General features: G+C 42.3%; 24 protein-coding genes. All 24 read left to right on the forward strand.

What is annotated here, in order from left to right; translation table 11 throughout:
* Positions 1-4: 4 nt before the first annotated feature.
* On the forward strand, positions 5-1,720 hold the full coding sequence (locus tag AXF23_RS14760; RefSeq protein WP_233251345.1) for a DEAD/DEAH box helicase: 1,716 nt from the start codon (positions 5-7) through the stop codon (positions 1,718-1,720).
* Between the two features lie 2 nt (positions 1,721-1,722).
* Positions 1,723-2,076, forward strand: coding sequence for a VRR-NUC domain-containing protein (locus AXF23_RS14765; protein WP_107626001.1), 354 nt, complete (start codon positions 1,723-1,725; stop codon positions 2,074-2,076).
* Entirely contained in the window at positions 2,073-2,765 is a 693-nt protein-coding gene (locus AXF23_RS14770; RefSeq protein WP_107626002.1) for a helix-turn-helix domain-containing protein, read from the forward strand. Before AXF23_RS14765 ends, AXF23_RS14770 begins: the two co-directional genes overlap by 4 nt.
* Positions 2,766-2,955: 190 nt before the next feature.
* Positions 2,956-3,285: a DUF6633 family protein gene (locus AXF23_RS14775; protein WP_146156757.1), complete on the forward strand. Its 330-nt coding sequence runs from the start codon at positions 2,956-2,958 to the stop codon at positions 3,283-3,285.
* A gap of 2 nt (positions 3,286-3,287) precedes the next feature.
* A complete protein-coding gene (locus AXF23_RS16025) occupies positions 3,288-3,947 on the forward strand; it encodes a Cas9 inhibitor AcrIIA9 family protein (protein ID WP_158267703.1) in 660 nt (219 codons plus the stop codon).
* Positions 3,947-4,117, forward strand: coding sequence for a hypothetical protein (locus AXF23_RS16030; RefSeq protein ID WP_158267704.1), 171 nt, complete (start codon positions 3,947-3,949; stop codon positions 4,115-4,117). Before AXF23_RS16025 ends, AXF23_RS16030 begins: the two co-directional genes overlap by 1 nt.
* Positions 4,071-5,435, forward strand: coding sequence for a PcfJ domain-containing protein (locus AXF23_RS14785; RefSeq protein ID WP_158267705.1), 1,365 nt, complete (start codon positions 4,071-4,073; stop codon positions 5,433-5,435). Before AXF23_RS16030 ends, AXF23_RS14785 begins: the two co-directional genes overlap by 47 nt.
* Positions 5,436-5,446: 11 nt before the next feature.
* A complete protein-coding gene (locus tag AXF23_RS14790; RefSeq protein ID WP_107626005.1) occupies positions 5,447-6,199 on the forward strand; it encodes a DNA-methyltransferase in 753 nt (250 codons plus the stop codon).
* 20 nt (positions 6,200-6,219) lie between these two features.
* Complete coding sequence (locus tag AXF23_RS14795; protein WP_146156758.1) at positions 6,220-6,873, forward strand: toprim domain-containing protein; 654 nt, start codon at positions 6,220-6,222, stop codon at positions 6,871-6,873.
* Between the two features lie 189 nt (positions 6,874-7,062).
* Complete coding sequence (locus AXF23_RS14800; protein ID WP_107626007.1) at positions 7,063-7,839, forward strand: ParB N-terminal domain-containing protein; 777 nt, start codon at positions 7,063-7,065, stop codon at positions 7,837-7,839.
* Complete coding sequence (locus AXF23_RS14805) at positions 7,836-8,747, forward strand: GREB1-related protein (protein WP_107626008.1); 912 nt, start codon at positions 7,836-7,838, stop codon at positions 8,745-8,747. The genes AXF23_RS14800 and AXF23_RS14805 overlap by 4 nt, the downstream gene beginning before the upstream one ends.
* 20 nt (positions 8,748-8,767) lie before the next feature.
* On the forward strand, positions 8,768-9,172 hold the full coding sequence (locus AXF23_RS14810; protein WP_107626009.1) for a hypothetical protein: 405 nt from the start codon (positions 8,768-8,770) through the stop codon (positions 9,170-9,172).
* Positions 9,173-9,174: 2 nt separating this feature from the next.
* Positions 9,175-10,353, forward strand: a complete 1,179-nt coding sequence (locus tag AXF23_RS14815; protein WP_255413689.1) for a PBSX family phage terminase large subunit — start codon at positions 9,175-9,177, stop codon at positions 10,351-10,353.
* Positions 10,354-10,355: 2 nt separating this feature from the next.
* Positions 10,356-10,904, forward strand: coding sequence for a hypothetical protein (locus AXF23_RS14820; RefSeq protein ID WP_146156759.1), 549 nt, complete (start codon positions 10,356-10,358; stop codon positions 10,902-10,904).
* Positions 10,888-11,313, forward strand: a complete 426-nt coding sequence (locus AXF23_RS14825) for a hypothetical protein (protein WP_107626012.1) — start codon at positions 10,888-10,890, stop codon at positions 11,311-11,313. The genes AXF23_RS14820 and AXF23_RS14825 overlap by 17 nt, the downstream gene beginning before the upstream one ends.
* Positions 11,310-11,819: a hypothetical protein gene (locus AXF23_RS14830; protein ID WP_107626013.1), complete on the forward strand. Its 510-nt coding sequence runs from the start codon at positions 11,310-11,312 to the stop codon at positions 11,817-11,819. The genes AXF23_RS14825 and AXF23_RS14830 overlap by 4 nt, the downstream gene beginning before the upstream one ends.
* Positions 11,816-12,919 carry a hypothetical protein gene (locus tag AXF23_RS14835; protein ID WP_107626014.1) on the forward strand — a complete coding sequence of 368 codons (1,104 nt, stop codon included), beginning with the start codon at positions 11,816-11,818 and terminating at the stop codon, positions 12,917-12,919. The genes AXF23_RS14830 and AXF23_RS14835 overlap by 4 nt, the downstream gene beginning before the upstream one ends.
* A gap of 3 nt (positions 12,920-12,922) precedes the next feature.
* Complete coding sequence (locus AXF23_RS14840) at positions 12,923-15,007, forward strand: hypothetical protein (protein WP_107626015.1); 2,085 nt, start codon at positions 12,923-12,925, stop codon at positions 15,005-15,007.
* Between the two features lie 11 nt (positions 15,008-15,018).
* Positions 15,019-18,339: a phage tail tape measure protein gene (locus AXF23_RS14845; RefSeq protein ID WP_107626016.1), complete on the forward strand. Its 3,321-nt coding sequence runs from the start codon at positions 15,019-15,021 to the stop codon at positions 18,337-18,339.
* A 7-nt stretch (positions 18,340-18,346) separates the two neighbouring features.
* A complete protein-coding gene (locus AXF23_RS14850; RefSeq protein ID WP_107626017.1) occupies positions 18,347-18,577 on the forward strand; it encodes a hypothetical protein in 231 nt (76 codons plus the stop codon).
* A 153-nt stretch (positions 18,578-18,730) separates the two neighbouring features.
* Complete coding sequence (locus AXF23_RS14855) at positions 18,731-19,936, forward strand: Clp protease ClpP (RefSeq protein ID WP_107626018.1); 1,206 nt, start codon at positions 18,731-18,733, stop codon at positions 19,934-19,936.
* Between the two features lie 20 nt (positions 19,937-19,956).
* Positions 19,957-21,018 carry a hypothetical protein gene (locus tag AXF23_RS14860; protein WP_107626019.1) on the forward strand — a complete coding sequence of 354 codons (1,062 nt, stop codon included), beginning with the start codon at positions 19,957-19,959 and terminating at the stop codon, positions 21,016-21,018.
* 14 nt (positions 21,019-21,032) lie between these two features.
* A complete protein-coding gene (locus AXF23_RS14865) occupies positions 21,033-21,629 on the forward strand; it encodes a hypothetical protein (RefSeq protein WP_107626020.1) in 597 nt (198 codons plus the stop codon).
* Positions 21,630-22,025, forward strand: a complete 396-nt coding sequence (locus AXF23_RS14870; RefSeq protein WP_107626021.1) for a hypothetical protein — start codon at positions 21,630-21,632, stop codon at positions 22,023-22,025. It begins immediately after the preceding gene.
* Positions 22,026-22,030 lie beyond the last annotated feature (5 nt).

Consider the following 22,030-nt stretch of genomic DNA (forward strand, 5'->3'; position numbering starts at 1 on the left):
ATTTATGATGCGTCTAAATATAATGACGTTTACCTTAACTCCTAACTGCTACAAGGTCGTTTTTAATTACCAGCCTTTATTGGTGGCATGTGTGAAAAGAATACCGTCAGCTCGCTATAGGGCTGACGGTAAATTTTGGGAAGTCTCGCCTACTGATGAGAACTATTTAAGGCTAATGGCAGACTGGGCTGTACAACGCCATCTATGCAATAGTGTCCAGTGGTTGAAAGATGAGGAGCCAGTAGAGAGCTACGAGATACCAGAGATGCCGAAGCTGGAAGTAGAGCATAATATGACGCTTGAACCATACGAATACCAGAAGGAAGGTATAGCATACGCACTGGAGAAGAAAAGGTGCATAATGGGAGACGAGCCGGGACTTGGAAAGACGGCACAGGCTATTGGTACGATGACAGCGAGCGGGGCATGGCCAGCACTGGTAATATGTCCAGCGTCACTGAAAGTAAACTGGCAGAGAGAGTTTAAGAAGTTCGGAGGTGTGCAAGCTGTAATACTAAGCGACGCCAATAGAAATACATGGCAGCTATTTTGGCAGTCACGCAATAACGCAGGAGAACCTTTAGCAAAGGTATTCATTACGAACTATGAGAGTTTAAAGAAGTACTTTGTTAAGAGAGTAAAGAGCCAGCAACGATTTACGCTAAAGAGTGTTGAATTTGACGAGAGGATAAATCTATTTAAGTCTGTCATCATTGACGAAAGCCATAAATGCAAATCAAGCAAGACACAGCAAAGTAAATTCGTGCAGGGTATTGCTAAGGGTAAAGAGTTTGTACTGGAGTTGACAGGTACACCTGTAGTGAACAATAATACCGACCTTATACAGCAGCTTAATATTATGGAGCGTCTGGAGGACTTCGGAGGATATACGAAGTTCAAAGAAAGATATTGCGCAGGCGAGAATCAATCAAGCCACCTAAAGGAACTTAACTACTATTTGAATAAGTTTTGTTTTTTCAGAAGGCAAAAGAAAGACGTTTTGAAATGGCTACCAGACAAGACACGTTCGTATCTGTTAGTTGATATTGAGAATAGGAAGGAGTACAACGAGGCAAAACGAGATGTTATCCAGTATCTAAGAGAGTTCAAGAAGGCAGATGATGATAAGATACAGAGAGCTATTCGAGGGGCTGTAATGGTAAAGATGGGTATATTAAAGCAGATATCATCAAAAGGAAAGATTAAGGCAGCTATTGACATCATCCATAACACTATAGACGGAGGCGAAAAACTGATTGTGTTCTGCTTTCTAAAGCAGGTTGTACAGGAACTTAAAGAGGAGTTCCCAAAGGCTGTTACGGTTACGGGTGATGATGATGACAGAGCAAAGCAACGAAGTGTTGATGCTTTCCAACAGGACCCAGATACGAAACTGATTATCTTAAACTATCGAAGCGGTGGTACAGGCTTAACGCTTACAGCAGCCTCTAATGTGTTGTTTATCGAGTTCCCTTGGACTTATTCAGATTGTTGTCAAGCGGAGGACAGAGCGCACAGAAACGGGCAAAAGAATGCTGTTACCTGTACATACTTGTTGGGAAAGGAGACGATAGACGAGTATATGTATCAACTCATACAGACGAAGAAGGATATAGCCAACGGAGTAACTGGTACGATTGATAATGTAGAAGAAAAGAAGGTTAACACGCAGCAGATGTTGTTAGATGCCGCCTTCGATATGTTCAGGGGAGAATACTAATTATGAAACCGTTAACAGAAAGTCAGATACAAAAGCAGTGTGTAGAGTGGTTCAGGAAGACTTATCCGAGTATCGAACCATTGTTTTTTGCTGTTCCTAATGGAGGAGCAAGAAACGCATGGACTGCAAAGATAATGAAAGACGAGGGCGTAAGGTCTGGTGTAGCCGATCTTATACTTCAAGTTCCTATGGGTGGTTATGCTTCGCTATGTATTGAGATGAAGACGCCTGTAGGTAAGCAGTCACAGAGCCAGAGAGAATACGAGAAACTTGCAAAGCGTATGAAAAACAAATACGTAGTGTGCCATTCGTTGGAGGAGTTCCAAAAGGCTATCAAGGAATATATCGAGGCATGAGTTACGAGGAGCGTATAGAATGGTTCTGGGGGCGTGTTCAGGCGTTGAGGCTGGATAGCTACCAGATAGCTCTTTGGTTCGGTATATTGAGATACTTTAAGATAGTAGGTTTCCCGACCCGTTGCGAGGTTCAAAATGAAATGTTGTGTACTTTATTAGGAATGAATATTAAAACGATAATAACGGCACGCAAACGTCTTATTGAGAACAATATAATAGCCTATGAGGCTGGGAATGGACGGAGGCAGCCATCTTATATAATAGACATGGAACTTTACGAAGCTATGCACCCGACGAAGAAGGAGGCTGAAAAGCCTAAACCGAAAATTAAGAAAGTGCAGAAGCAGGTTGAGGCTAACCTACTATTCAAGGAGGAGAAAAGAAAAAAATCAAAACCGATTAAGAAAATAGAGCCTACGACACCGACGCTGGAAGAGGTGCTAAAGATATGTACCGATAAGGGTATGAGTGAAGAGGAGGCAAAGAACTTTTATTATTACTATGACGCCCAGGGCTGGGTAACCACTGGAGGGCAAAAAATAAAGCGTATCGATAGCATGGTTAATAGATGGCTAACGAACGGAAACGGAAAAGGCAAAGAGTATGGTAGAAACAGTGACACAAATACTGCAAAGAGAGAGGCACGAAATAAAGAGGTCATCGACGAAGTCATGTCTCACTATAAGTAAAAGCAAAGAGGAGGCACGAGAGCTACTGGAGAAGTATAACCCTTCTTTTCAATCGAGATGTTATTCTTATCCAGAAAGGTGCGTTAACGGTAAAGCCCCAACGCTTGCAGAAGTAAGCAGAGATTATGGAGAGCAGGTCTCTATTGACTGGTTAATTATAGAGCTGAACGACTATCAGAACTTTGTCGGAGTGAAGGAAGAAAACAAAGCGACGTTAGGAGTAGTTCGAGAGATGTCTAAGATGATACTAAGTCGGTATTACTTCTTGAAGCTATCCGAGTTGATGTTATTCTTTCAGCGATTGAAATACGGAGACTACGGAGAGATGTACGGGTGCATAGATGCTGTAAGAATTATGCGAGCTTTGCGCACCTTCTTTGACGAGAGGAACCAAATCATAGAAAAGATAGAGCAAAGAGAGCGAGAGAGGAAGATGGAAGAGGACAGAAAGAATGCAGTTAGCTATGAAGAATACACCGAGATAAAAAAGAGAAAGAATAACCACAAAGTAGCCGGATAGTGATGATGTACTTTATCGTAGTCTATTATAAGATAAGAGACATAGCTACTATTAGAAAGATACAAGAACGTTTTAAGTTTCCGAAGTGTATGACGGTAAATGCCGAATGGCAGGTACTTGTAGAAGGTACGGACTGGGAGACGCTTAGAGAAACGGAAAGACGAGGATACATTGAAATACGTAACAAAACAATAAGGAATATGAAAGCAACGAATTTATTTATCAAGCGTATCGAGGAGTACTTGAAAAAGGAAGCCGATGCGGATCAAGAATTTGCCAAGAGGATGCAGGAGCAGCCAGAGAAGACACCCGAGGCTGTTTGTAACTATATCCTTTCGGAAGTTAGTAAGACGAGACAAAGCGGCTGGACTGATGAAGAGATTTACGGAATGGCAAAGCACTTTATCGATGAGGCTGAACTGAAAGACCCAGGAAGCAAGGCTAATAGTGTATCTCGTGTCGTTGTAGATACTCATGTGGACTTGACAGAGGAGCAGAAGCAGGAAGCTATGAAGAAGGCACAGAAGAACTTCGAGCGTAAGTTGGAAGAAGAACAGAGAGAGCGAGAAAGGAAAGCCAAAGAGAAGAGGCTACAAGCTGCAAAGGAGAAGCAAGAGAAAGAAGCAGCGATAATGGGAGATTTATTCGGAGGGCAATACTGATGGAAGATAAATACTGGGGGTTGTGCGAGACCTGTACACATTCGGTTGATACAGGTCCGACGATAGAGTGTGGATTAAATCTATTGCACTGCAATGATAATTACGAACCAAACGAAAGAGACTATGAAACCAAGGACGAAGGAGCAGAAGCACGTACTACAGCTCTCTAAGCAACTTAAGCCTATCAGCGAAGCAGCAAAGAGATATGCTTATGAACATTGTTTCGAAGATATAGGTTTGTATAAGAAAAACGGCTGGGTGTGGTGTCAGTGCTGTGGACACAGTTCGAGACTATCAAGCTCGTTATTAGGGGTCGCTCTTGGCTGCGAGAACGGCTACGAGTGTCCAGAGTGTGGAAAGAAACTAAAGTTAGTTTATTACAGGCCAACCAAGACCAAGGGCAATACTTCAAGATACTTTACTCTATTTCAGGCATATAAGGGTTATCAAGTGATAAGGACATTTAATGTAAGAAGGTGCAACTACAGAAATAGTAGTACGATGTATGATTGTGTGGAGTTATGGCAGAACTGGATAGGAGAAACGGGAAAGGAGACTATAATCGGTCTGGACTATTCGAGAAGTATGTTTCATTTTAGCTGGGATTATAACAGCGAGATGAGCATAAAGCGACATAACGCAAGTGTTAGTTATATCGCTTATGAAGACATGTTCGATATAACTGGTAACTATATGTATGCTCGTGGTTCGGTAACAAAGCTACTGAAGAGAAATGGCTGGACGATGGATATACTGAAAGAGAAAGAGATAGATATTATCCCTTTAATGAAGTCGTTAATCAGAATGGATGATGCCTTTGTCGAGGAACTGGTAAAGCAGAGACAGTATGGCATATTAGGTTTTTGGCAGCACGCTGGAGGTCGGTTAAAAGACCGCACTCAGTGGCAACACGCTGTGCGTATCTGTGAGAGAAACAAGTATATCGTAGAGGATGGCAGCCTTTATATGGACTATTTGGAGTTACTACGATACTTTAATCTTGATACACATAATGCGAAGTACGTTTGCCCTGTCGACTTAAAGGCAGCACATGATAAGCTGCTGGAGAAAAAGAATAAGATAGAGGCAGAGAAAGAGATGGAACGTAAAGCAAAGGAAATTGAAAAGCAAGATAAGCTATACAAGGAGAGGATGAAAAACTTTGCTGGACTATCTTTCGGAGATAAGGATATAAGGATAGAGCCTTTACATAGCGTAAGGGAGTTTGCGGAAGAAGGTAAGGCGATGCACCATTGCGTATTTGCTATGGGTTACTATGACGAAGAGAGACATCCGGACAGCCTTATATTGTCTGCAAAAGACAAGAAAGGAAAGAGATTAGAGACTATCGAGGTAAATACCAAATCATGGAAGGTTATACAGTCGAGAGCGGTCTGTAATGGCAGAACGGCTCAACACGACGCTATCGTTAACATGGTTATAAAGTATATGCCTTTACTAAGAAAAACGGCTTGTACGGCAAAATAGCATAAAATAAGATGAAAAATATAGAATTATTTAACGACCATTTCCAGAACTTCAAGGTATACGGCTTGCCAAAAGCACAGATGATTATTGCAGACCCACCTTATAATCTGGGTAAAAATGCCTATGCGAGCAACCCTGCTTGGTATGAAGGAGGAGACAACAAGAACGGAGAAAGCGCACTTGCAGGTAAGGAGTTTTTCGATACTGATAAGGACTTTCGCCCTGCAGAGTTTATGCACTTCTGTTCACAGATGTTACGGAAAGAGCCTAAAGAGAGAAACCAAGCACCTTGTATGCTGTTGTTTTGCGAGTTCGAACAGCAGTTTAAGTACATAGAGCTTGGAAAGAAGTACGGTTTTAATAACTATATTAATCTGGTCTTTCGTAAGAAGTTCTCAGCGCAGGTTCTGAAAGCTAATATGAAGGTCGTTGGCAACTGCGAATATGGTTTGATACTATATCGTGATAAGTTGCCGAAATTCAGGAATGAAGGGCAGATGATATTTAACTGCTTTGACTGGGTACAAGATTCCACAACGCCAAAGGTACATCCGACACAGAAGCCAGTACCACTGCTTGAGAGGCTTATAGAGATATTCACAGATAAGGGGGATGTAGTTATCGATCCGTGTGCTGGTTCTGGTTCTACTCTATTGGCAGCAGCTAATACTGGAAGACGAGGTTATGGCTTTGAAATAAAAAAAGAGTTCTATAAGTTGGCAACGAATAGAGTTCTAAGATATAAACAACCATTATTATTTTAACTTATAAAACAAAAAAACGTATGAAAACAATGTATGTAGTTGAGTATGCTTGTGATGGCAAGAGATTTGGAATGTATGAGACAAAAGAAGATGCTCAAAAGGCGGTTCTTGCTAATGTTGAAGAAGCCCCAGAGATGAAGAGGTCTATATTTGACTTTACGCTAAAGGAGCAAGAAACGTCATGGAAAGATATAAAGACTTTCGATGATGCATGTACAGCTTTGGGTGGTTGTAACAATGCACTTGTTGAGGGTTATTACGATGCGCTAAGTATGGCAAGCGATGGTGTAGAGAATGCTTTTATAGGACTGCTTGGTGCGGATACGTTAGCCTATATTAAGCTAAGAATTATAACAGCAGCTATCAATGAAGGATGGGAACCGAAGTTCACAGAAAACGAATGGAGGTATTATCCATGGTACTATCTCTTCACAGAAGAAGAATATAGCCGTTTTACCGAAGAGAAAAAGCAGCGGTGTGTGTTGCGTGCTTGTTACAATGCGTCTGCGTTTGGGGGTCTCGTTTGTGCGTATGCGTGTGTCGCTTCTACGTATTCGGGTACGCTCGTTGGTGCCCGTCTTGCCTTCGAGAGCGAAGAAAAAGCGAAACACGCAGGCGTTTATTTTAAGGAACTATGGGCAGATTTCTGCTTTAGAGAGGCAGAAAAAAAATAATTAAATTCCTTGTTGCTTTCTGGTGGGGGTGTAGCAGTGATGTTGCACCCCCATTTTTGCGTGATAGTTTGCAAAGAGAGCTATGCGGATAAAGAGAACTTTCTTTTTATCTGTAATTACTTGATATTTATAAAGATTTTCATTATCTTTGTAACGTAATTTACTTTATATTTATAAAGATTTTAATATATGGCTGAAAAGATAACAGAAACCAATATCGATTCCTTAAAGCAGGATGATAAAAACTTCAATAAAGGCACGAAGAGAGGTGCTATAATGATGAAGCACAGTATCGAGACTTTGGGGCTTGGTCGGTCAATCCTTCTGGATAAGGATAACAATATAATTGCTGGTAACAAGACGCAGGAAACGGCAAAGGAACTGGGCATAAATGACGTTGTTATCGTTGAGACGGACGGAACAAAGGTTATTGCTGTAAAGCGCACGGATTTGTCGCTGAATTCAGAGAAGGGGCGAGAGATGGCTTTGGCTGACAATAAAACAGCACAAGAGAATATAGACCTCGACTATGTGAAGATGAAAGAAGAACTCGACAAAGAGGTGTTAGAGGTCTATAATGTCAAGGAGCCTTTGAAGAGTAAGACGGAAGAGTTAAGTAAACTGCAATATAACTCATGTTACTATGAGCCAAAAGAAAAGCCTACGTTAAAGCTGGAGGAGTGTGTGAACTTGGATAAGTTCAATGCGAAGTTGCAGGCTCTGAAAGAATACGACTTGACAGATAAACAAAGGGAGGTTTTGAAATTCTTTGCTTATCGTTTCATTAAGATAGATTTTGAAAGTGTGGCTAATTACTATGCGTTCAACGCCACGGAGGAAGAGAAGAAGGCTATAGAGCGTTTGCGGTTGGTTCTGGTCGATAATGGCGAACAGGGCTTTATCGAGGACGAAATGCTACGAATACTCAATGCGGAGATTACAAATGAAATGGAGGGCGAAGGATGATTGATGTATTTATACCGTCATATCACAGAGCGGATAATCTGAAAACAGTTAGGTATCTGGAAAAGATAGACTACGATATGCAGCATGTTTACGTTTTTGTAGATGATGAGGCAGACGATAGAGAGAGGTATAAGGCGGTAGCGAAGCAGTACGGCTTTCATTTGGTGGTCTTTGATATGACAGAGGCACGAAAGAGGTTCGACTATGTACATCGAGCGAGCGTTTCCAGACGAAGTGCTGGACAGGCTCGTAATATGTTTCAGGACTACGCGAAGAAAAAAGGTATCGAGCAGTATGTTGTAATGGATGATGACACCAAAGACTTTCAGTTTCGAGTAAAGGGTGTATGGGTGCATAATGCCTCTGGCGAGACGGTAAAGAAAACGTTTGATATGGTGGCAGCGATGATGAGGCGGTATAGAATAGGTCTGTTTGGGGTGTCGCAAACAGGAGACTTCTACGGAGGTATGTACCTGGCGATGATGAGGCGGAAAGTTATGAACGTAACGTTTTATGATACAAGGTTTATCTATCGTGGAGAAAGAGGCGTGCAAGACAATGACACCTCGCAATTCGCTGGAGTGCTTAATGAAGGCTTGTTTACTGGCTCGTTGGCTGATGGTATAACCTTACAGCAGACTATATCCGCCACAGCTAAAGGAGGTTTAACGGATCTATATAACGAATGCAATCTATATAACAAGGCTATGGTTACGCCTATTCAATACCCATCTGCCATAAGAGCAGAAAGACAGGTAATGAATGGAAACAGAATACACCACAGGATTGATTATAAGTATCTCGCTCCAAAACTAATGAAGGGAGAGCGTAATAATATAGCTTGGGACACCTATCCAGAGGATTATCCATTTACAAATGAGCCGAAGAGAGATAAAGGGATTGTTTAACGAATTTTACGACTAAAAAGATGTACAAGGAGAAGGATAAGAAAAAGATATACGAGCAGGCTAAGAACGTTATAGAAGGGGATGATAATATATTGTTTCTCGACGATGTGGTAGCTGAACTTCCTATATCGAAACCTACATTTTATAGTTGGTGGCCGAAAGGTTCTGACAAGTATAACGAATTGTTGGCGCTGATAAATACTAACAGGGTAAAGGTTAAGCGTTACATTCGTTTGAAGCTGCGCATAAGTGGTAAGGCTGCCGAGTTGTTAAGTCTATATAGAATGATATGCACAGAAGAGGAAAGAAGGGCTATTAATCAAAACTATATCGATGTTAAGGCTGATGTCGATAATAAGATACAGATAGGGTTTATCGATACAGGTGTAGAGCCTGTTAGCGATGAAAGCGAGGTCGATGTATGATAATGCCGTTTAAGGTTATAGGACCGTTGTTTCGAGCGAACACAGAAAAGACTGCAAGAGTGTATATTAACCAGGGGGGCACGTCTTCTGGAAAGACATACACGATTATGCAGGTACTTCTTTATGTTGCATTGCTGGAGGCTGGTAGTATAACGACGGTAGTAGGTCAAGATTTGCCGAACTTGAAGGTAGGTGCACTTCGTGATGCAAAGACAATATTAGCTGGTTCGGACTGGCTGGCTGGTTACTTTGATATGCACGAGAGCGGACATTACTTGCAGTGTAGGAATGGTTCTGTAATTGAATTTAAGAGTTACAAGGACGAGCAAGACGCAAAGAACGGTAAGCGTGACTATCTATTCGTTAACGAGGCGAATGGTATAGGCTATGAGATATACTGGCAGTTGGCTATTCGTACACGTAAGAAGATATGGATAGACTATAACCCTTCGGAGAGGTTCTGGGCGCATAATGAAGTGAAAGGACGTGAAGGCGTGAAGATGATTATCTCAGACCACAGAGGAAACCCATTCTTAACGAAGGAGGAGCACGAGCGCATCGAGAGTATAGAAGATAAAGAGCTATGGAAGGTATATGCACGTGGCTTGACAGGTAAGCTATCAGGGGTTATCTTTCCTAACTTTCGTATCGTTGACAGGCTGCCAGAGCGTGAGAGTTGGAAGATGCAGGGTTATGGGTTGGACTTTGGTTTCACTAACGATCCAACGGCTTTGGTACATTGTGTTATTGCGCACGGTGAGTTGTGGACGGATGGAGTAATTTACGAAACTGGGTTAACGAACCCTATGATAGCAGAGAAGGCAAAGGAAGCAGGGTTAACGAAGGCAGATCAGATAATCGCAGATAGTGCAGAGCCTAAGAGTATAGTCGAGCTTCGTAACGCTGGGTTGTGGGTTGTCCCGACGGTGAAAGGAGGAGATAGCATAACAGTAGGTATTGACATACTCCATCGCTACAAATGGAACGTTACACGGCGTTCATCTGGCTTGATTGAGGAACTACAAAGCTACAAATGGAAAAAGGACAGAGACGGTAAGAAAACGAATACCCCTGTTGATAAGTTTAACCACGCTATCGACGCAACGAGGTACTTTGGCTTGATGAGGCTTAATGTCAGAAGAGTTGGAGGACCGAAGGCGCACGTTATAAATCTTGATTAAGAATGAGAGAGGGAAAGAAATTCAAACACTGGATGATAATAGCTTCATTCAGCAAGGATATTGAAGGGCTGGAGCTGGAGAAGTGTACACGACCGATGAAGGTAGGTAATGTGCGCACGCCTTCAAGCCTTGATGATATGACGTTAGGGCAGATGGTACAGATGAGTGACTGCAAGACAGGTGCGGAACTCTTCTATAGAGTGTGCAAAGTGCTGTTAGGAATGGAGGCGAAGAAAGTAGATGATTGTTTTGCCGTAGAGGTCGTTCGTTTCGTTGGCTGGGTACTTGGTAAGGTAAAGACGATTAACGAGCTATTCGATAAAGCAAAGAGCCAACCAAGTGACGAGGAGATAAGGGCAGGTATTAACCAGTTAAATTTTGGTATCTTCGGTCTGATAGACTGGTATGCACTCAGAATGGGTATAACGGATCATGAGGAAGTGACAAAGGTGCCATGGGGGCGTGTATATAAGTGCCTTGACATGGATAAGAGAACAAACGATTACAGAAAGAAACTACAAAAGGTATACGAAGATGAGCATAGAAAGTAAGATACGAGATATAGCGAAAGAGAAGTTCCCGAACTTTAGCTATGTATTTGAAGACTGGAACGGAGCAGCAGAGCAGATAGATAGAGTTTCCCTGCCTGCTATAGTGTGTGTGTTGCCTGTAGGTGGTCATCTGCTGTTTAACCGTGGAACGGTAAAGGATAGAGAAGATTGTATGCTCGCTTTCGTTGATAAGGTTACACGTGATGCAAACGGAGAAGACAATGAGAAGGTGTATAGCGCTATGAAGGAGAGTGCAGCGAGCTTTATAACGGCTATGAATAAAAGCCGTTACTTCGAACCTATAGATGGGAGTGTTAAGTATACTACGATACTGGAGAGTGCCAGCGCATACTTTACTGGTGTGTGTGTTGAGTTGACATTGAAAGAGTTACAGGGGGTTTGCTTATGATAAAGGGTGCAGTTAGTGTTGTGCTGACGGAGGAGCTGGAAGCACTGAAGGCGAAAATCATAGCTCAGCATGTAGGGGCTGGACAGAAAGCCAGTGGAAGGACGGCAGCAAGTCTACGTATAGAAGTCACAGAGGAGGAAGGCACATTATATGGTCGTTTGCCCTTTGGTACATTGGAAACTGGTAGAAAGCCGGGCAAAGTTCCTCAGGGCTTTCAGAGTATCATCAGAGAGTGGATGACGGATAAAGGTATAAGTGCAACGCCGATACCATATAAGACGGATAGACCACATAAATACACGCCGCAAGAAAGGGGTAATCTTTCGCTTTCCTTTCTGATAGCGAGGAAGATAAAAAGAGAAGGTACAAGGCTGTTTCGTAAGGGCGGAAGAGATGATATATACTCGAACGTTATACCGGCAGCAATAGAAAGAATACAAAGCCGTATTGTAGAGCTGCTCAAATTAGAAGTGGAAAGTATTAAGCTAAACAATGTTGATGTATGAGAGAGATAACAAATAATGGGGTTACGTTGTCGTACCCCGATGAGATAGGTTTTGCGTTTAACCCTTGCTTGCTCGTAGCGTCTGGAGATGAGCTGGTAAAGATGACTATAGATATACGTGCAGGAGAAAAGAAGGAGACTATCTGGATGGAGGCGATGAAAGGAAGATGTTACGCCGATGTAAGGGAGTACGTGCAAACCTTCTTTGATACTTTAGCATTTAGTGATGTCGACTATAATCAAGAAAGGCAGACGGCTATGGGTAAAAGGGTTTCTTTCTCAGTGACGGCTACGAAGAGTGATGAGGCAAGTACAACGGTAGAATATACGTTTGAAGTATTCTATATCTGGGGAGCGTTGAAGATAGGAGGTCAAGAGGTGTATAATAGCTATCGTACCCTTACTTGGTTCCGTGGCTTTCCTTTTACGGTTGGTGTATATGCTGCTGGTGGTGGCTCTATCATGTTCAGTAAGGATGGTGTAGCAGATAAGTTCGTTAACCTGCCAGAGCAGGGAGTATGGAATATCCCGCTAAAGAATACAGAAGACGCTAAGAGGTTCTACCTACTAAGCGATTGTACTGGAGCTTTTGCCGAGGTGACGTTTGATAACACCTTTGATATGACATTTAGGTATAGTAATGTAGGCACGAAGACAGAGAAGATACGTATAGATATAATTGATGATTACGACGAGGGATATTATCTGCGTTGGATAAATAGGCATGGGTTCTACTGCTACTATCTCTTTAAGCCAGGGGATGAGGCTCGGAAGGTGACGAGTGATGGCGCATTTATGCGCAACAACCTTCTATCTTATGATATGAATTACGGATATCAAGGTTATACGGGTAGGCAGCAGAGAATGAGCAGAGAAGACACGATACCAGTGTGCGCCCCATTGGTAGATAGTGATACGTGGGATATGCTTTTCGACATTGCTACAAGTCCGTGCGTAGATTTGTTCGTAGGCTACAAGAATGACGAGCCGAAGTGGATGCCTGTAACTATTGTTTCAGGCTCTTATACGAAAGCGAAAGCAGTTCTACAGGACTTTATATGTAGTATAATGATGCCAGACGTAACTATTCAAAAGTTATAAGCTATGAATGACGAAAGATTATATATAGATGGCGAGTTAGTGGATATTGATGACACTACGAAAATCACGATGGATATTAAGAGTAATCTGTTTCGTGATGTTTCGCAGATAGTATCTAATAGCACTTATACGGTAAAGTTACCAAAGACGGTAAGAAACCAAACGATATTAAAGCATTCGGATCTTGTTCAGGCAAGGAATAACTATCCGTACTTAATGCACACAGCACGTTATTTTCGTAATGGTGTAGAGATAATCAAGAACGGAAGGTTAACGATACTACAGGTTACTGATACGGCTATAGAGGTGTGTATCGTCTGGGGGCTATTCTCACAATTTAGTAGCCTAATAAGTAAAGGGACGACACTCAATGACTTGAAGAGTAATGATAAGATATTATATAACTTAGCAAATGAAGTAGAGAAGTTCGAGGATGTGAAGGAAAAGCCATACTTCTATGCAGGTTATAATGTATGGAGATATGAGGAAGAGGAAGATTTAACGTGGCGGACTGGTTTATCCATGGTTTCGCCAGGAGGTAGACGAGACGGAAATAAAAAGACATGGTTTGAATATAGGATGTCATTTGGTGGTCAAAGAGACCCTAATAGGAAAGGTTTGCCACTCCTTCACCCTGTTGTACGTGTTCCTTTTGTGCTTTCACTCATCAAGTCACAGACGGGAGTAGATTTTCGTTTCCATGAAGAGGCGCAGGAATATATTAATACCCTTGTGTTACCTCTCATCAATCGTAAGGCAAACGAGTTAACATCTGAAGGGGCTTTTAGTGGTACTTTTGACCCTATGAGCAGGCAGCAGGGGCGGATGACATTGAATGTAACTGGAACGAGTAGTGTAATTGGAGAGCAAAGCGGAAGCAGAGTAACTGCTATTACCGTTACAACTGATGCTACATTGATATTCGATATATCTGCTGAATGGTCTTTCGAGCTTGGAGGAAGGATAAAGCCTGTCGGGACTGCTAACCACTGGGGAGGCGGAGAGAATGATAGGTACAATTTCAGAAGCGGATGCATGTTAAGAATGACGATAACGAAAGGAGAGCAGCAGGAGGTCTACGATATAGGAGAGAAGCGAGATGTCTTTTCTGTTGTAGTTCCAAAGGGGTATAGGGGTGAATGTCGATTTAACAATGCTGGTTATGGAAAGATAGAAGTAGTGAAAGGAAGTACCATTACGTTTGACTGGGTGGATGCTACAAATTTTCCTAACATGAAGGTGTTAGAAGGAACTATCAAGGCTACGATATCTAAGGGAGAGAACGTCCCAGACGGTGGTTTCTTTCCCATTGCTTATAACCTACCAAAGATAAAGGTTATCGACTTTGTGAAGTTCCTAACAGCTATTACAGGCTCTTTCCCGTTACAGATAACAGAAGATGGTATCGTTAGGCTTGCACCGCTATCTAAGATATGGAAGCGTAGAGATGAGGCAATAGACTGGACGAATAAGATTATTGCACCTACAAGCGAGAATAAGCCTTCTGAACTCAATTATAAGGTTGAGAACTATGGGCAGCATAACCGCTATAAGTGGAAAGCTGATGACACGGTAAAAGGTCATTATGATGGCGATCTGAAAATAAACAACGAAACCCTTGATGTCGAGAAAGTAATGTACGAATTCCCGTTTGCTGCTACTGATGGAAATTCAGTGCCTATGTACAAGGTAGAATTCGATAAAAGCACAAAGGATGGTTCTGCGTTTGGAGATAAGCGAGGAGAAGGGAAAAAGGACGAGATAGAAAAAACAAAAGAGCCTTCTTATGCGGCATGTAAGGACAGAATATTAAGGCTGCGTGCGGATGGAGAAGGATTAGCGGCAGCTTACTTCGATATCAACATGCAGGATATTCTGGATGATAAGTATAAGGATGTAGCACGTACCCTACAGCAGCCAAAGGTAATTAAGGAGAAGATATTAATGCGAGATATAGAGCTGCTTAATTTCGACGAAACTATACCAGTGTATCTTGCGCAGTACGGTGCTTACTTTGCGGTAACAGAAATACGGTCTTCAAGCAATGGTATTGCGGAGGTTACGATGTTACAATTAGTGTTTGAGTAAAAGATAAAGCTATGAGTACAGAAGAAGAGAAGATATTAAATATCAAAGTAAAGTACGAGGACGCTATATATGGCATTCTCAGATACAAAGAGAAGCTACAGGAGTTATCGGAGACGGAGAATAAGTTAAAAGATGACTTCAAGAACGGCAAGATTACCTATGATGAGTATGCCACAACCATTACTGCTATTGGTGAGCAGGTAAAGGACTATAAGGGCACCGTCAGGGAGCTATCGAAGGAAGTACAGAATAACATCAAGACGGAGAAGGAGCAGGAAGGCTCTTTAAGGTCTTTACGTGCAGAGTTAAGCAACGCCACAAAGGCGTATGACAGCCTTTCGGAGGCTGAACGTAAGGGAGCAAAGGGACAGGAGTTAAAGAAGCATATAAACGAAATTACCGATAAATTAAAGGAGGCAGAGGCGGAAACGCAAAGGTTCTATAGGAACGTCGGTAACTATGAGGAGAGCATTAAGTCGGCACTTGGCGTTAATAACAACTTCGCTAATTCTATTATGCAGATGGCTTCAAATGGGAAGGGGCTATCTGGTGTATTTGATGGAGCGATAACAAGTGCAAAGGCTTTCGGGTCTACGCTTATGGGCTTTATGTCGAACCCTGTATTTCTCGCACTGGCTGGCATTGCAGGGGCTGGTGTAGCGTTTAAGTGGTTCTTTGACTATAATAAGGGCATACTGGAGAGTACGAGATTAACGAGAGAGTTCCTCGGACTTACTGGAGATAATCTGAAAGCGGTAAGAGATGAGATACAAGCAACGGCAGATACATACGGCAAGGACTACAAGGAGGTTCTGGAGGCTGTCGATGTGCTTACAACTCAATACGGCTATGATACTGGGCAGGCGTTGAAGATAATTAATGATGGTTTCCAAGCAGGCGCAGACCTTAACGGCGATATGCTTGCTAAGATTAAGCAGTACGCCCCTGCTTTTCACGATGCAAGTATATCTGGAAAGGAACTTGTAGCTACTATTCAGCAGACGAGAAGCGGTATCTTTAGTGATAGTGGTATGGCACTTATCCAGATGGGAAGCAAGAAGATACGTGAGATGTCTACAAAGACGGTTGAGGCTTTGGAAGGTATCGGTATCAGCTCTAAGAAGGTCGAGGCAGATTTGGTAAGCGGATCAAAATCGACCTATGATGTAATTAAGATGATAAGCACGAAGTTAAAGGAGTTCCCGCAGAACTCTCAGGAAGTGGGTGCAGTCTTAAAGGATGTCTTCGGAAAGCAGGGTGCGAATGCTGGCTTGAAGATGATAGAGCAGTTAGATACTATGAATGTCGACCTCGAGAAGCTGAAAAAAACTACTGGAGAGTATGGCAAGAAGATGAACGAACAGAAAGAAGCTAACGAGGAACTGAATAAGACGTTAGCCGCTATGTTCGATATGAGCGATAAAGGCTTTGGTAGTATGCTGGCGAATGTGAAGATACTAACAATACAAGGCATTACTAAGTTGTTGAAGGGTGTAATCAATGTTATTAACTACTTTATCGACCTGTATAACGAGAGTATGATAGTACGTGCAGGCGTACAAGCTATTGTAAGTAACTTTAAGCAGTTATGGACAACGGTAAAGCTGGTGTTTAATCTGATTATAGATGCAGTAAAGAATGTAGGCTCGCAACTGAAAGGACTTGCCGAGATAGTAGAAGGTATTGTAACACTATCGTTTGATAAGATTAAGAAAGGCTTTAACACGATAGGTGGTGGTTTCGTTAAGAGTATTAAGGAAGGTTTCGGAGATATTAAGAGCTTTGCTAAAGAGTTTGCACAGAATGGAGTTGACACGATTAATAACGTCTTAAAGAATAGTAAAATACATCATATCGAGATACCTGCTTATGTTGTAGAAGAAGGAAGTGATAAGAGTGGTTCTGATGAAACGCCAAGAACTGGCAAAGGACTTGGAGGAGATAAGAAAAAGAAGAAAGATAAGAAGAAGAAAACGAAGAAGGAAAAGACGATATCAGCCGAGGAGATGGCGAAGAAGGAAGCCGAGGCTATAAGGAAGGCAGAAGACTTGTTAAGCCAACTTATAGAACAAACGGACGAACAGAGGAGAAAAGCTATCGAGGTGCAGTATGATAGGCAGATAGAGGATGTACAGCGTAGATTGAAGACAGAAAAGGGCTTGACGTTGAACGCAAAGAAAGCTCTATATGCTCAAATATCACTGCTGGAGCAAGTAAAGCAAAAGAAGTTATCAGAATTTGACCAGCAAGTTAAAGATGAGGCTATAAAGAGAGAGCAGACGTATATCCAGAATATGCTGGCAGCTGTAGAGAAAGGCTCTAAGGAAGAGTATCAGCTAAAGATAAGGAATATTAAGGCAGCCTACGAATTAGAGCTTGATGCAGCAAATAAACAGGTAATGAGCGAAGAGGAAAAGAATAAGCTACTCGCATCGATTAATGAGAAGTATTATGCGCAAGAACAGCAGGCTTACAAGGATTACCATAACAAGCTGCTGGAGGAACAGACAAAGGCAATAGAAGACAGATATAAATCTCAGATATTGCAGACGCAAATCGATTCTAATGGAGCAGACGAGCTGGGAGTGTTACGATTGCAGATGGATGAGAAGCAAGCCTTACTGGAAGCAGCACAGCAGAAAGAAGGAGAGACGATAGAAGCCTTTAATCTTCGTAAGCTGCAATTAGAAGAGGACTATCAGCAGGCGAAGAAAGCTGTTAGCGATAAAGAGGTTGAAATAGAGAGAGGTAAATATGAAGCTATTGCAGGAATGATAGGAGCTACTCAACAGGTAGCAGAGGCTTTCGGAGAGCAGAGTAAAGGAATGGCGAGAGCGTCAAAGGTTCTTGCTTTAGCGGAGATAGCGATAAACACTGGTGTAGCTCTTGCACAAGGTATTAAGCAGGCTCAAAGCGTACCTTTCCCGAGCAATATAGCTGCTATTGCAACTACAGTGACTACTATCCTTGCAAATGTAGCTTCGGCTGTTAAAACGGTTAAATCTGCAAAGTTCGCTACTGGTGGTTTAGTGACTGGTCCGGGAAGTGAAACGAGCGATAGCATACCAGCACAGCTGTCCAACGGAGAGAGTGTTATGACAGCTTCAGCTACAAGAATGTTCGCCCCTGCCCTATCGGCATTTAACCAGATAGGAGGAGGAGTACCTATAATGTCATACGCTGGAAGCGGTGCACAGATAGGCGAGGAGTTTCTGGCACGAGCTGTAGCAAGAGGTATGACAATGGCACCGAGACCAGTAGTAAGTGTTGAAGAGATAAACAATACTGCAGGAAGAGTTAAGGCGATAGAAAGAGTTGCAACGATAAAATAAAATAGCTATGACACAATATGAATTATTAAAGACGGCAGAAAGTTTGCTCTTCGTTCTGATGAGTAACGATGTAGACGCTAAGGATGTTAAGTACTTGGAAATGTACAAAGAGTATATGAGGCTAAAAAAAGAAGGTCATAAAGTTGGTTATGTTGTCTACTATCTAAGTCAGCAGTATGAGTGTAGCGAGGCTACAGTGTATCGAGTTGTAAAGAGGATGACACAAAAAATAAGATAATTTCATACGTTTAGATTAATTAGTAAGGGTGTTTTGTCTGCGAAGATAGAACACCCTGTTTTTATTTGTCGCACGATATGAGAGTAAAGATAAAGACGAATAAAGGAAATCTTTATAATTATAAAGTAAATTTGTACAGAAATAAAATCTATTATGGCAGTTCTAAAGATATTCAATGACATTCAAACCGAGAATGAGAAGAATTTTTGCAAGTACTTCGGAGAAGCCGAAGGAGTATGTTTCAAGGATGTAGACGAGTTTTGCGAGGCTATTCCAAAAGGTGATAATTCTATAGATGTACGAATACATTGTGATGGTGGTTCAGTAGTTGAAGGCTGGGGCATTTACGACAGATTGAGAGCAACAGGCAAAGATATTACCTGTACAGTAGAAGGTAATGCTGCGTCTATGGCTACAGTTATCTTGATGGCAGCACCAAAGGAAAGACGAAGAGCCTATAAGAATGCTCAGATATGTGTGCACAATCCGTGGGTGCCAGCTTATGCTCTGGGTGATACTCTTACGGCAGCAGAATTGGAGAAGGCAGCTTCGGATCTGAAAGAGACACAAGAAAAGATGCTCAATTTGTATGTAGAGCGTTGCGAATGTAATAAAGAAGAGATGCAGGCACTGATGGATGAAGATAAGTATATCGGAGTTGACAGGGCTATGGAACTCGGTTTAATTGGAGAGATAATCGCCCCAGCTTCAGCCAAGAAGCAAGGGTTAGTGTTTAACAACAAAAAAGAGAATAAAATGGCAGAAAAGAATGAGAAAGTAGAGGTTAAAGCCTCTTTACTTGACCGTGCGCTGGCGAAGCTGGGTTTGAAGAACATTGAAGAGCTGGCAAAAGGTCTGGATTTGTCCACGAGTGATGGGCAGACGTTGACCGTAGAGAGAGAGGATGGCGAGCCGCAGATTGGCGACAAAGCAAGTCCTGATGGTACGTTTGAGATGCCAGACGGTAAGACTATCGTCGTGAACGATGGCGTTATCACCGACATTAAGACATCTTCAAGTGGAGGCGATGAAGGAGGAGAAGGCTCGGATCTGGAGAAACGTGTCGCTGAGTTGGAAAATGAAGTGAAGGAGTTACAGGAGAAGCTGGAGAGCTCAGAAAATGCACGTAAGCAGGCAGAGGCTATGGCAAAGACACAAGAGGATTTACGTATCCTCAATGCTGTAAAAATTGCAGGAGGAGAGAAAGCTCTGGCGAACATCTCTTCAAGCTATAAACCAGAGCCAAGAAAGCCAGAGGGCACGAATGCTTCGAAGAAAGCAGAGGGTCAGGAGGACGAATCACCTATGAGAAAGGAGATTAACGCCCGTAAAAATGGGAGTTACAAGAACAAGAAGTAAAATAATAAGGAGAAAAGAAGATGACAAAATTTTTTGAAAACATTTCGGTCAATCCGAAAGATGTTACAGACCTCAAAGAGGTTATCCCATTGAGTATTGACCAAGATGAGGATTTCCAGCGCTTTACCCACCTTATGAAGGTAAAGAATGGCGACCCAGTAGCTTTCCTCGGTGAGATGGATGATGTAGGTATCAAAGGTAGCGGTTGTGACCCTACTTATAACGAGGTTGGCATTGCTAATTCTCAGAAGCGTTGGGCACTCGGAGACTGGCAAGTACCTATCAAAATCTGTTATGAGAGCTTGCAGGGTACTATTGCAGAGTACACATTGAAGACTGGTACACCGGTTGGAGATTTGACAAGTACCGAGTTTATGACATATATCCTTCGTCCTGCTCTGGAGCGTCAGTTGAAGCGTATGATTTGGCGTTTTGGTTGGTTCGGTGATACAGCTGCTAAAGATATTGCAGGCGGTGGTACTCTTACCACTGGCACAAAGACGGAACTCTTCACCACGTGTGATGGTCTGTTTAAGCGTATCTTCACGCAGTGTACTTCTAAATCTAATCAGCTTACAGCTATTGAAGCTAACAGCAAGACAACGTTTGTCGACCAGAAGAAGGCTATCCTCGGTAAGGGTGTTGCGACTGGTATCCTTGACAATATGTTGATGGATGCAGACAGTCGTATCTCTGCTGATAGCGGTGCTGTTATCTTACTTACTAAGGGCTTGGCTGACGCACTTACTTATGATATTAAGAAGTGTTATCAGAACATCATGCCATGGGAGAAAATTTTCGACGGTGTGGATGTTGCGAAGTACAATGGTGTTACGTTGGTACGTGTATCTATCTGGGACCGCTTTATCATGGCATACGAGAATACAGGCACCATGCTTAACAAGCCTTATCGTGCTGTGTATGCTAATATCAATCAGTTGCAGGTTGGTACTGATGCCGACGGCTTGATTTCAGACCTCGATATCTGGTTCGATAAGAAGGAGCGCAGAAACTATATCTATGCTACTGGTCGTATCGGTACACAGATTCTCGAGGATGACATGTTCCACGCTGCTTATTAATGGAGGATTGAATTATGGCAGGAATTTGCGATAGTATTATCAGTAAGGGTATCGAGCAGAATTGCGAGAACCCTATCGTAAAAGGTTTGGAAGCCGATGCAGTTATCTGTAATCGTGCGGATGTTGATTTCTCTAAGAGTGTATTTGATGAGAGTTTCAAGAATATGTTGAAGACCCTTATTTTGAAGAGCGGAAAGAAAGGCTATCCTGTTGTACAGCAGGGTAGCAAACCTTTCACAGGCACAAAGATTTCGTTAGCCACTGGAACGTACAGAAATACGTTCACAAACGAGATTTCTATTGCCGTGCTTGATAATGGTCCAGACGTTGCTCAGAACATCATTGACGGGCTTGCAAACGGCTCATTCGTGCTCATTACTAAGAATGTGCATAAGGGAGAAGGTGGCAAGGCAGAGTATCAAGTATATGGATATTACCAGGGCTTGCGTGCTACTGCTATAGAGAGTGATAAGTATAGCGAAGATACAGACGGTGGCTGGCTTGTGACCTTGCAGGAAACAAGTGCGCCTAAGGCTGCTTTGTTCTACTTTAATACGGACTCAAAGACTACTGAAACGCAGTTTAAGAGTTTACTAACAGAAGCTGGATAAATGGAGCTGGCCGAAGTAAATAAGACGATAGAGGAACTGAAAGGGCGCTTTGATGCCCCTTTCGGATCTTCTGATAAGTCTACGATAGAATACCTTTACTACGAAGTAACAGGAAAGACTTTTGTACCCACTTCGTGCCAACAGTGTTACCATGATGGGCTTATAGAAATTTATCATTACATTAAAAAATACGGAAAGATGGCAGAAAAATCAAATTACAGATTGAGAGCTGGTGCGATTATCAATTGCCCGACATTTATGGGTGGTAAGGTATTCACGAATGATAACCTTACTGATGAGGTTGCAAAGAATTATCTGGAGCAGTTCCCAGATAATGAAGACTTGTTCCAGAAGGTTCCAGAAGACGATCCGAATGCTGGAGACGGCGAGAAGTAACGATA

It is taken from the genome of Prevotella sp. oral taxon 313 (assembly GCF_003043935.1).
Taxonomy (GTDB): domain Bacteria; phylum Bacteroidota; class Bacteroidia; order Bacteroidales; family Bacteroidaceae; genus Prevotella; species Prevotella jejuni.

Excerpts from the sequence above, each read along its gene's own strand:
- AXF23_RS14830 (WP_107626013.1), top strand. The coding sequence starts at position 11,310 with ATGATAAAGGGTGCAGTTAGTGTTGTGCTGACGGAGGAGCTGGAAGCA.
- AXF23_RS14765 (WP_107626001.1), top strand. The coding sequence starts at position 1,723 with ATGAAACCGTTAACAGAAAGTCAGATACAAAAGCAGTGTGTAGAGTGG.
- AXF23_RS14795 (WP_146156758.1), top strand. The coding sequence starts at position 6,220 with ATGAAAACAATGTATGTAGTTGAGTATGCTTGTGATGGCAAGAGATTT.
- AXF23_RS14825 (WP_107626012.1), top strand. The coding sequence starts at position 10,888 with ATGAGCATAGAAAGTAAGATACGAGATATAGCGAAAGAGAAGTTCCCG.
- AXF23_RS16030 (WP_158267704.1), top strand. The coding sequence starts at position 3,947 with ATGGAAGATAAATACTGGGGGTTGTGCGAGACCTGTACACATTCGGTT.
- AXF23_RS14810 (WP_107626009.1), top strand. The coding sequence starts at position 8,768 with ATGTACAAGGAGAAGGATAAGAAAAAGATATACGAGCAGGCTAAGAAC.
- AXF23_RS14770 (WP_107626002.1), top strand. The coding sequence starts at position 2,073 with ATGAGTTACGAGGAGCGTATAGAATGGTTCTGGGGGCGTGTTCAGGCG.
- AXF23_RS14805 (WP_107626008.1), top strand. The coding sequence starts at position 7,836 with ATGATTGATGTATTTATACCGTCATATCACAGAGCGGATAATCTGAAA.
- AXF23_RS14785 (WP_158267705.1), top strand. The coding sequence starts at position 4,071 with ATGAAACCAAGGACGAAGGAGCAGAAGCACGTACTACAGCTCTCTAAG.
- AXF23_RS14870 (WP_107626021.1), top strand. The coding sequence starts at position 21,630 with ATGGAGCTGGCCGAAGTAAATAAGACGATAGAGGAACTGAAAGGGCGC.
- AXF23_RS14845 (WP_107626016.1), top strand. The coding sequence starts at position 15,019 with ATGAGTACAGAAGAAGAGAAGATATTAAATATCAAAGTAAAGTACGAG.
- AXF23_RS14850 (WP_107626017.1), top strand. The coding sequence starts at position 18,347 with ATGACACAATATGAATTATTAAAGACGGCAGAAAGTTTGCTCTTCGTT.
- AXF23_RS14835 (WP_107626014.1), top strand. The coding sequence starts at position 11,816 with ATGAGAGAGATAACAAATAATGGGGTTACGTTGTCGTACCCCGATGAG.
- AXF23_RS16025 (WP_158267703.1), top strand. The coding sequence starts at position 3,288 with ATGATGTACTTTATCGTAGTCTATTATAAGATAAGAGACATAGCTACT.
- AXF23_RS14855 (WP_107626018.1), top strand. The coding sequence starts at position 18,731 with ATGGCAGTTCTAAAGATATTCAATGACATTCAAACCGAGAATGAGAAG.
- AXF23_RS14815 (WP_255413689.1), top strand. The coding sequence starts at position 9,175 with ATGCCGTTTAAGGTTATAGGACCGTTGTTTCGAGCGAACACAGAAAAG.
- AXF23_RS14840 (WP_107626015.1), top strand. The coding sequence starts at position 12,923 with ATGAATGACGAAAGATTATATATAGATGGCGAGTTAGTGGATATTGAT.
- AXF23_RS14760 (WP_233251345.1), top strand. The coding sequence starts at position 5 with ATGATGCGTCTAAATATAATGACGTTTACCTTAACTCCTAACTGCTAC.
- AXF23_RS14800 (WP_107626007.1), top strand. The coding sequence starts at position 7,063 with ATGGCTGAAAAGATAACAGAAACCAATATCGATTCCTTAAAGCAGGAT.
- AXF23_RS14790 (WP_107626005.1), top strand. The coding sequence starts at position 5,447 with ATGAAAAATATAGAATTATTTAACGACCATTTCCAGAACTTCAAGGTA.
- AXF23_RS14865 (WP_107626020.1), top strand. The coding sequence starts at position 21,033 with ATGGCAGGAATTTGCGATAGTATTATCAGTAAGGGTATCGAGCAGAAT.
- AXF23_RS14820 (WP_146156759.1), top strand. The coding sequence starts at position 10,356 with ATGAGAGAGGGAAAGAAATTCAAACACTGGATGATAATAGCTTCATTC.
- AXF23_RS14860 (WP_107626019.1), top strand. The coding sequence starts at position 19,957 with ATGACAAAATTTTTTGAAAACATTTCGGTCAATCCGAAAGATGTTACA.